9 protein-coding genes are annotated in these 9,117 nt (G+C 75.7%); 4 read left to right on the top strand and 5 right to left on the bottom strand.

Going from position 1 to position 9,117, the window contains the following annotated elements:
• Nucleotides 1-100 precede the first annotated feature (100 nt).
• The 3 genes from ACFV04_RS10660 to ACFV04_RS10650 form a co-directional block, all read right to left on the bottom strand.
• On the bottom strand, nt 101-1,273 hold the full coding sequence (locus ACFV04_RS10660; RefSeq protein ID WP_380344890.1) for an MAB_1171c family putative transporter: 1,173 nt from the start codon (nt 1,271-1,273) through the stop codon (nt 101-103).
• Nucleotides 1,270-1,818, bottom strand: coding sequence for a hypothetical protein (locus ACFV04_RS10655; RefSeq protein ID WP_380528289.1), 549 nt, complete (start codon nt 1,816-1,818; stop codon nt 1,270-1,272). The genes ACFV04_RS10660 and ACFV04_RS10655 overlap by 4 nt, the downstream gene beginning before the upstream one ends.
• A gap of 88 nt (nt 1,819-1,906) precedes the next feature.
• On the bottom strand, nt 1,907-2,401 hold the full coding sequence (locus ACFV04_RS10650; protein WP_380344893.1) for a hypothetical protein: 495 nt from the start codon (nt 2,399-2,401) through the stop codon (nt 1,907-1,909).
• 145 nt (nt 2,402-2,546) lie between these two features.
• Here ACFV04_RS10650 and ACFV04_RS10645 point away from each other — a divergent pair, with 145 nt between their 5' ends.
• Nucleotides 2,547-2,945: an NTP pyrophosphohydrolase gene (locus tag ACFV04_RS10645; protein WP_380528287.1), complete on the top strand. Its 399-nt coding sequence runs from the start codon at nt 2,547-2,549 to the stop codon at nt 2,943-2,945.
• Here the strand turns inward: ACFV04_RS10645 and ACFV04_RS10640 are convergent, their stop codons facing one another.
• A complete protein-coding gene (locus tag ACFV04_RS10640; protein ID WP_380528285.1) occupies nt 2,946-4,649 on the bottom strand; it encodes a TROVE domain-containing protein in 1,704 nt (567 codons plus the stop codon).
• Nucleotides 4,650-5,008: 359 nt separating this feature from the next.
• Between ACFV04_RS10640 and ACFV04_RS10635 the strand changes: the two genes are divergently transcribed.
• The 3 genes from ACFV04_RS10635 to ACFV04_RS10625 are packed head-to-tail and all read left to right on the top strand — an operon-like array spanning nt 5,009 to nt 7,985.
• Nucleotides 5,009-5,200: a hypothetical protein gene (locus tag ACFV04_RS10635; RefSeq protein ID WP_380344899.1), complete on the top strand. Its 192-nt coding sequence runs from the start codon at nt 5,009-5,011 to the stop codon at nt 5,198-5,200.
• On the top strand, nt 5,197-7,503 hold the full coding sequence (locus ACFV04_RS10630) for a heavy metal translocating P-type ATPase (protein WP_380528283.1): 2,307 nt from the start codon (nt 5,197-5,199) through the stop codon (nt 7,501-7,503). Before ACFV04_RS10635 ends, ACFV04_RS10630 begins: the two co-directional genes overlap by 4 nt.
• Entirely contained in the window at nt 7,500-7,985 is a 486-nt protein-coding gene (locus ACFV04_RS10625; RefSeq protein ID WP_380344902.1) for a copper chaperone PCu(A)C, read from the top strand. Before ACFV04_RS10630 ends, ACFV04_RS10625 begins: the two co-directional genes overlap by 4 nt.
• Nucleotides 7,986-8,023: 38 nt before the next feature.
• Here the strand turns inward: ACFV04_RS10625 and ACFV04_RS10620 are convergent, their stop codons facing one another.
• The gene (locus tag ACFV04_RS10620; RefSeq protein ID WP_380528281.1) at nt 8,024-9,109 is read right to left on the bottom strand and encodes an Acg family FMN-binding oxidoreductase; all 1,086 of its coding nucleotides are present in this window, start codon (nt 9,107-9,109) and stop codon (nt 8,024-8,026) included.
• Between the last annotated feature and the right edge of the window lie 8 nt (nt 9,110-9,117).

The following is a 9,117-nucleotide window of genomic DNA, read 5'->3' as shown; positions in this document are numbered from 1 at the left end:
CGCCCATTTCCCCGCCGTCTCCGCCGCAGCCCTCCGCGGGTTACCCTCGGAGACGCCGCGCGCCGGGCCCCGCCCCACCGCCCCCCGGCGCGCGTCCGGCTCACGGGCACAGCGGGTCGCCCGCGGATCGCAGGCTCCGCACCGCACGGGCCACCCGCTCGGACCGGACCTTCGCCGCCACCTTCCGGCACCAGTCGATCTCGTCGGCGAGTTCCATGCGCCCGAGCGTCAGCGTGTCCCCGGTGCCCCGCGGTGCCGCACCCACGCGGTTCGCCTGCAGCGCGAGTGAGAGCAGGACGGCCTCAACGGCGGCGTCCAGATCCGCTCCCGGTGGCATGGCGGCGGACAGCACGCGTTCGGCCTCGTCCCGGTCGGACGGGGAGAGGTGCCGGTCCAACGCCAGAACGCCGTCGTGGATCTCGATCACGTAGCGGTAGAGGACGAGGTCAGGTTCCGACCGGAGCTTCCGTGGCAACGGAAGCACCGTCGCGGGCGTCGCCGCCTTCACCATGCTCCACAGGGGACGGATCGCACGCGCCTGCCGCCAGGCCCGTCGGCGCCGGATCAGTTCGGAGAGCGAAGGCCACGTCATCCCCACGATCATCAGGAGGACACAGACGGCCAACAGCACCTGGGTCGTGGCCACCGCGAGCGCGGGTTCGAGGTTCGGCCACCCCAGCGTGCCGGCCAGCAGGTACACCGAGCGCTGGACGACGTAGAGCAATCCGGCCAGCTTGGCCAGCCCGACGAGCGTCATGAAGGTTCGCGAAGACCCGGGCATCGCGTGCCGACCGTACTGCCAGCACAGTCTGGTCCCGATCACACAGCCGATGGAGATGTATCCGAGGAAGATCGCCCAGTAGGCGTCCGTCAGCGGCTGGCCCACGTTGGCCGTCAGCAGGTCCGCCTCGCCGTCCGGGCGCGGCATCGCCGCGAAGGTGCCGGTGAGACCGAGTACCGAACCTGCCAGGAAGGCCCAGCGGAGCGGGGAGAGCCGACCGGAGGCCTCGGTGGCCTCCCGGACGAACTCGAAGAAGGCCGTCACAGCGCAGAGGGCCAGGATGTGAACGAGGAGGTTGGTAATGCTCCGGACCCCGATGGCCGCGTCGATCACCCTCCGGACGGCGGGCACGCCGATCACGAACGAGACGGCGAACATCGCCCACATCGACCAGAGCACCCGATCGCGCCGGTCAGCCGACGCCAGGCCCCTGGCCTTCCACAGGGCGATCAGCGAGATCGACGGGACGACGATCAGGTCGAACAGCCTCATGACGACCTTCCGATCCCCGAGCGGGTGAAGGCGTCGATGACCCGCCTGAGCGTGTTCGCGTCCTCGGTCGGCGCGGTCGCCGCGGTCAGCGGTGCGACGTTGAAGTGCTGCCACATCATGGACGCCAGCAGTTCGGCTTCCTTCTCCTGCCGGTCGGCCGCTCCGGATTGACTGCGGGCGAGCAGCCTCACCGCCATGGCCGGGTCCAGGTCGGGGAAGAGCTGAGCCAGCATCTCGGGCGCGGCACCGGACGGCTGCCGGTGGTCGAGCAGCATGTGCGCCAGTTCGTGCAGGATGATGTGGGTCTGGTGGACGCCACTGGCGACGGGCGCGTAGTAGACGTGGTCCACCGCCCCGAACGCCACCCACAGGCCGCACACCCCGGCGTCCGCCGGTCGGGGCATCGGGAGCAGCCGGAGCGGACGGCCTCGCAGCGCGGCTACGGCCTCACACAGGTCGTCGAGGCGGAACGGCCTCGGAAGATCGAAGCGCCGGAGCAACTCCGCGAACCTGCCTGCCTGCTCATGGCATTCATCGACGTCCATGCCCGTTCCCCCCGGATCCGACGAGCTGACCCGCCGTCAGCCGTGATCATTATGGCGGACCGTTCTGGCACGGACGTACGAACTCGGGTCACCCCCGCTTCGCGGGTTCCTCTTCTTCGGCCCCACGCTCCGTTGCGCCACCCTGCTCGACGAGCGACCGTACGATGTCCAGGCCCTGGCTGGACATCGTGGCCACGTCGGCGGCACGGAGGGCCACCGACCGCACGTCGTTCGCGCGCATGGCGGAGATCAGCGACAGCTGGGCGGAGACCCTGGCGGCGACGTCGTCGTCGATGAAGTAGGCCTGCGGCACGCCGAAGAAGTCACCCAGCGCCCGCAGGGTCGACACCGTGGGGTTCGACGCCTTGCCCTTGACCAGCGCCCACAGGCGTCCGACCGAGAGCTTCGGCGCGTTGGGGCCGCTCTGCCGGATTCCGTCCACGACCTCCTGCAGCGTGAACCGTCGACCCAGCGGCTGCACGTACTCGAACAGGTACTCCACGCGTCGTCCCAGCAGCTCCGCCTCGGGGTCCGCCTCATGCGCGGCGTCCTCCCCGGAGAGCGGTTCCTTCTCGTCGTCCATCGCGTTCCCACCCCTGTTCGAAGTCGGTCGAGCTTATCCCTCCCATGTGGTGGCAATGTACCCATCTCGCCACGAGTTCCGCCGGACGGTCCGGGTGCGGTGCCGGTTCGGCCGGGCAGCGTACGGGGTGGCAGGCTTGGCGGCCATGGGAGCGAACGAGGGCACGCCGACGCTGCTGGTGGTGGACGGCGCGAACGTGGTCGGGTCGGTACCCGACGGCTGGTGGCGGGACCGGCGGGGCGCCGCCGAGCGGCTGCGGGACGGGCTGGTCGTCGTCGCCGGGCGGGGGCTGGCGGAGTACCCGGGCCCGCTGGAGGTGGTGCTGGTCGTGGAGGGCGCGGCGCGGGGCGTCACCGGACTGCCCGAGGTGCGGGTGGTCGAGGCGGACGGCAGCGGGGACGACCGGATCGTGGAGGTGGTCCGGGCGGCCCGTGCCGAACACCCGGACCGGACCTGCGTGGTGGTCACCGCCGACCGTGGACTGCGCGCCCGCGTCGGTGCGCTGGGCGCGGCCGTGACCGGGCCGCGCAGCGTGCGGCCCTGATCACTCCCAGGGCCAGGCGACGGTGCGGCCGCGTTCCAGCAGCGGGACGAGCGCGAACGACGCGTCGCCGAGGCCGCCGAAGGTGTAGCGGTGCGGGCCCGGGGCGTTGTGGCCGGTGACGTACCCGGCGAGGTTCCAGGTGTAGACCGGGACCTCTTCCGGGACGGGTGCGAAGACGTCGCCCGACGGCCCGTGGGCCTGCTCGTCGGTCACCACGACGACCCGGTCGTGGTCCCGGTAGTGCGCGCGGACCGCGGCGGCCGTGCGGGTGCCGCCGAGCTCGCGGAAGCGCCGCAGGGTCTGCAGCACCGATGGCTCCGGTGTGATCACGCCGCTGCCGGAGCCGAACTGGACCAGGTCGGCCCGCTCGGCCCGTAGGGCCAGTGCCGTGCCGAAGACGGCGGCGGTGTCGGCCCGGTTGAGCTTGGTGCGGGCGGACGGCCGGTCGAACATCGAGCCCGAGCGGTCCACCAGCACCAGGGTCCGGCCGGGCAGCGCCGGGACGCCGGCCAGCGAGTGGCCGAGGGCGGTCTCCAGGGCGTCGGCCCAGCGCGGCGCGCCGGCCGCCCGGTGGGCGGCCAGGAAGCGGAACGGGAACTGCCGGGAGCGCCGCACCTCCTCCGGGTCGGCGATCCGGCGGGCCGCCTCCGCGGCCACCTCGTCGGACACTCCGGCCTCGTCGAAGTTGCGCAGGTTGCGGACCAGCGCCATCGGCCCCATCGAGGGGATGACGGCCTCCCAGGCTGCGGCGTCCAGCGGGCCCTGCAGCCAGCCGGCCAGGGCCTCCCAGGTCATCCCGGCCTCCGCGAGGCGGTCCGCCCCGCCGGGCTCGGTGACCAGTGCGCGGCGGTCGTCCGCCGGGACGGCGAGCAGGGCGTGGTGGGCGCTCAGCAGGCGCTCGTCGGCCGGCGGCACGGCCCGGTCGGGGCGGTGCCGCCGGTCCAGGGCGTGCCGGAACAGCGCACCCTGCCAGGGTTTGGCCGGGTCGGGCGCGGGGTGGGTGAGCTCCAGGACGTCACCGAAGCGGAAGCGGTGCGAGGGGGTGTCGTACTTCAGCAGGGCGCGGCCGGTGTAGAGCCGGCGGACGGCGTCGCCGATGCCCCGGCGCAGCGGCTGGGGCAGCCGGCGGCCGTACCGGGCGGTCCAGTGCTCCAACAACTCCCCCGGTTCGTCCGGCCGTTGGAGCACCGCGTCGACGGCCTGCCGGGAGAAGCCGGCGCAACCGGCCGCGGCCCGGGCGTGGACGAACTCGACGGCGCCGACGACCGCGGCGGTCCGGATCCGGGCCTCGGCGCGCAGCCAGCGCAGCAGCCCGAGGGTCCACTGCGGGTCGCTCACGGCGTGCTCGCGGATCAGCCCGAGGTAGCGCTCGTCGCGTTCGGCGGCTCCCTCGTAGAAGCTGCCCTGCCCGTACAGGTGGGAGACGGCGAGCAGGAACAGCTCCGACTTCGGCTCCCGGACGTACCCGGCCCCGCCCTGGTGGTTGGTGACCGCCCCGCGCCGCCCGGGCCGGCCACCCGGGGCGGCGGCCCGGAGCGAGAGGACCGGAGGCGGCGGCAGCCGCAGGTGGGCGACCTCGGGTACCGGCCAGAGGCCGTCGGTGGCGAGCGGGGAGGACACCCCGCGCCTGGTGAGTCCCGGTAGTTCTCGCTGGATCTCGGCCCTGGTGGCGGCCTTGGTCCGTTGGCGGTTGAACCGGGTCATGCAGAGGTCCCCCTGGTGGGTGGTCGGGCTGGGGCGGGGTGCGGCGGTCAGCGGTGTGCGGCGGTGTGCAGCGGTGTGCGGCGGTCGGTGGTTCGGGGTGCGGTGCGGGCGCACGCGCGGACGGGCGCGAGCCGACACGGGCACACGCCGAAGCGGGCGCCTCCCGGGATCGGAAGTGGCACCGGTGGCACTTGTGTTGCTGTCAGAGGAAGTAACCGGGGCCGGGCGCATCGGGAGGCGCCGTCCCGGACGCTACCGGGCCGGGTGGCGGTCCGTCATCCGATTTGGTTCGGCGACTTCGCCGCGGGGATTTCGGACCGTACGGGAACCGATCGCGGGGCCCGTCCGACTGCTGGGAGGTGAGTGCGAAATCGCCGGGTGTCCGGCCGTCGAGTGTGCTGGCGGGGTTCGCCCTGCTGCTGGTGGTGGTGTTCGTGGTGGCCTACGGGGTGGGCCGGCAGGTGGGGCCGGTGTCGCCCGGCCTGCGGCCGGGCAGCGGGGGCGGGGCGTCGCCGGGAATGGACGGGCACGGCATGGGCGGGATGCGGTGAGCGCCGTCGCGGAGCCCGCGGCCCTGGTCTCCACCGACCTGGCGGTCGGCGGGATGACCTGCGCGGCGTGCGTGGGCCGGGTGGAGAAGCGGCTGGGCCGGATCGACGGGGTGACGGCCGGGGTGAACCTGGCGACCGGCCGGGCCCGGGTGCTGCACCCGGCCGGGGTGCCGGTCGCCGAGCTGGTGGCGGCGGTCGAGCGGGCCGGGTACACCGCCGAGCCGGTGCCCGAGGGGGTGCCGGTCGGGGCGGTGGCGGCGGAGGAGCCGGACGAGCGCCTGCGGCTGCTGGTGACCGCTCTGCTCGCCGTCCCGGTGCTGGTGCTGTCGATGGTGCCCGCGCTGCAGTTCACCGCCTGGCAGTGGGTGTGCTTCGGACTGGCCGTCCCGGTGGTCACCTGGGGTTCGGCCGCGTTCCACCGGCGGGCGTGGCAGGGGCTGCGGCACGCGGCGGCGACCATGGACTCCCTGGTCAGCCTGGGGGTGGCGGCCTCCTTCGGGTGGTCGGCGTACGCGCTGGTGTTCGGCGGGGCCGGGGATCCGGGCATGCGGATGCCGTTCTCGCTGACCGCGGACGGCGGTGGCGCAGCGCACGTGTACCTGGAGGCGGCGGTCGGGGTGCCGCTGTTCGTGCTGGCCGGGCGGCTGCTGGAGGGCCGGGTGCGGCGGCGCAGCGGTTCCGCGCTGCGGGCGCTGGCCGAGCTGGGCGCCAAGCAGGTGTGCCTGCGCGGGGCGGACGGCGAGGAGCGCTTGGTGCCGGTCGAACTGCTGCTGCCCGGGCAGGAGTTCGTGGTGCGCCCGGGTGAGCGGGTGGCCACCGACGGGGTGGTGGTGGAGGGCGGTTCGGCGCTCGACCTGAGCCTGCTGACCGGGGAGAGCGTGCCGGTCGAGGTCGGCCCCGGGGACCGGGTGGCGGGCTCGACGGTGAACGTCGGCGGCGCGCTGGTGGTCCGGGCGACGGCCGTCGGCGCGGACACCCGGTTGGCCCGGATCAGCGCCCTGGTGGCGGACGCGCAGGCCGGCAAGGCCCGGGCGCAGCGGCTGGCGGACGCGGTGGCCGGGGTGTTCGTGCCCTGCGTGCTGACGGTCGCGGCCTCCGTACTGGGCTTCTGGCTGGGCGCGGGCGCGGCCCCGCAGGCGGCGGTGACGGCGGCCGTCGCGGTGCTGGTGGTGGCCTGCCCGTGCGCGCTCGGCCTCGCGACGCCGACGGCGCTGCTGGCGGCGACCGGGCGGGGCGCGGAGCTGGGCGTGCTGGTGCGCGGCCCGGAGGTGCTGGAGAGCCTGCGCCGGGTGGACACCGTGGTGATGGACAAGACCGGGACGCTGACGACCGGCCGGATGGAGCTGGCCGAGGTGACCGCCGCCGGCGGCGCCGGGCCCGACCGGACCGACGCGTCCGACGGCGCCGGGGCGCGGGAGGCGCTGCGGCTCGCGGGCGCGGTCGAGCACCGCTCCGAGCACCCGATCGGGCGGGCCGTCGCGGCGGCGGCCCGGGAACGCTGCGGCGCCCTGCCGCCGGTGGACGGCTTCGCGGCCGTCGCCGGGCTCGGGGTGTCCGGAACGGTCGAGGGCCGGGCCGTCCGGGTGGTCCGTCCGGACGGCGCCGTGCTGCCGCCGGTGCTGGCCGAGGCCGTGGCACGGGCCGGGGACGCGGGCCGTACGGCCGTCGCGGTCGAGCTGGACGGGGAACCGGCGGCCGTGCTGGCGGTCGGCGACACGCTGCGCCCCGGCAGTTGGCGGGCGCTGCACCGGCTGCGCGGGATGGGCCTGGACACCGTCCTGCTGACCGGGGACGGCCCGGGCGCCGCCCGGGCGGTGGCGCAGGAGCTGGGCATCGAGCGGGTGCACGACTCGGCCTCGCCGGAGCGCAAGGCCGAGGTGGTGGCCGACCTGCGCGCCGCCGGGCGGACGGTGGCGGTGGTCGGCGACGGCGTCAACGACGCGGTCGCCCTGGCCTCGGCCGACCTCGGGGTGGCGCTGGCCTCGGGCAGCGACGCCGCGATCGGCGCGGCCGGGCTGACCCTGGTGCGCGGTGACGTCGAGGCGGTGGTGGACGCCGTACGGCTGGCGCGCCGGACCCTCGCAACGATCCGGGCCAACCTGCTGTGGGCCTTCGGGTACAACCTGGTGCTGATCCCGCTGGCCGCGGTCGGGCTGCTCAACCCGATGCTGGCGGCGGTCGCGATGTCGCTCAGCTCGCTGCTCGTGGTGGGCAACAGCCTGCGGCTGCGCACCTGGCAGCCCGGCCGGGGCGCCCCGGGGCGCGGCACGGGCTTCGACGGCCGGAAGGGCGGGCGGCGGTGAGCGTGTTCGAACGGCTGAAGGTCGCCGGCCCACCGGTCGCCGCGGCGGCGCTGGCGCTGGTCCTGCTCACCGGCTGGACGGCGGTCGGCGGGGCCGGCCGAACCCGCCCGGTGGAGGCCGCACCGGGCTGGGTGCTGCTGCCGGCGGCGGGCGCCGCCCCGGCCACGGCGGCCTTCTTCACGATCCGCAACCCGGGCGACGTACCGGACGAACTCATCGGCGCCGAATGGGAGTTCGGCGGGAAGGTCACCCTGAAGCGGCACCTCCACCAGGGCGCGGCGGGCCGCTGGGAGCCGGCCCCGGCGCTGCCCGTCCCGGGCCGCGGCGAACTGGTGATGTCCCCGGAGGACGCGGACCTGATGATCGCCGACCCGCCGCCGCTGCGGGCCGGCCAGTGGGTGGGGTTCACCCTCACCTTCCGCCACAGCCCCGAACTCCGGCTCAGCGCCCGGGTGCTGGCGGCGGCGGACCGGCCGCGCTGAGCCACGGCGTTCGGTACGCGGCGTTCGGGGCACGGCGTTCAGGGCGCGGCGACCGGCCCGGTCGGCGGTGCCGTGGCCACCCCCGGCGACGTCTCCGGGACGGCCCCGGCCGGATCGCCGAGCGCGCCCAGCGTCTCCGCGACCGGGCGCCGGGGCGTGGCCGCGCCGGGCGTGCCGTAGCCGATCCGCAGCACCAGCTGGACGTGGCCCGGCCCCTCGTCCGGGTCGCGCAGCGCCCAGCGGGTGTCCGGCCACTCGACGGCCTGGTGCCAGACCGTCAGCCGCACACCGTGCACGGTGGCCAGCAGCCAGACCCGCTGCAGCCCCTGGCCGGTGCGCAGCCAGTCCAGCGGGCCGTCACCCGGGGTGGTGAGGGTGCACAGCTGCGGCAGCGCCTCGAAACGGCGGGAGGGCTGCGCGGGCCCCTGCGGCGGCCGGCCGGCGAACTCGCGCATCGGCACCCGGGCGTCGTGGTCCTGCGGGCCGAGCGCGGACCGCGGGATGCCGTCGACGGAGGCGGCGCCGTCCGGCCGCAGCCAGGCCCGGGACTCGGCGGTCCGGGCCGGGTCGGCGGCGTTGCGGCGCTCGGCCTCCGCGGTCAGGGCCAGCACCCTCCGCACGCCGTCCTCCTCCAGGGCGGCCAGCGTCACGCCCTCCTCGCGGGCGGCGGTGATCAGCTCGCCGAGCACGGCCTCGGGCACGTCGCGCTGGGCGAAGGGCTCGCGGCTGGAGTGCCGGGCGGCCACGGCGGGGTAGAGGTCCCGGCCGAAGGGGGCGCTCGCGCGGGCCGGGCTCGCCGGGGGGAGGTCGAGCACGGCGAGCAGGGCCGGCTCGGCGGCGTCCGGGAGGAGCCGGACCACCGGCTCACGGCCGAGCCGGCCGGCGGCCACCCGCAGGTTGAACACGGCCGCGCCCACCGCGACGTGCCGGGCGGCCCCGACCGGGTCGGCCAGCGGCACGGCCCGGCCGGGGTCGGCGTACACGGCGAGCCCGTGCCCGTCCGGCGTCGGCGCGAAGCGCCACGGCTGGCTGTTGTGCAGCGACGGCGCCGCCCCGCCGGCGGCGGCGAGCAGCCGCAGGTCCGCCGGGGTGAGCGTCGGGGTCGGTGCCGGGGTGCGCGTCATGACGATCC

The organism is Kitasatospora sp. NPDC059599, assembly GCF_042735125.1.
Classification (GTDB): Bacteria; Actinomycetota; Actinomycetes; order Streptomycetales; family Streptomycetaceae; genus Kitasatospora.
Note: the sequence above shows the minus strand (reverse complement) of the source record. Positions and strands in the feature narration are given on the sequence as shown.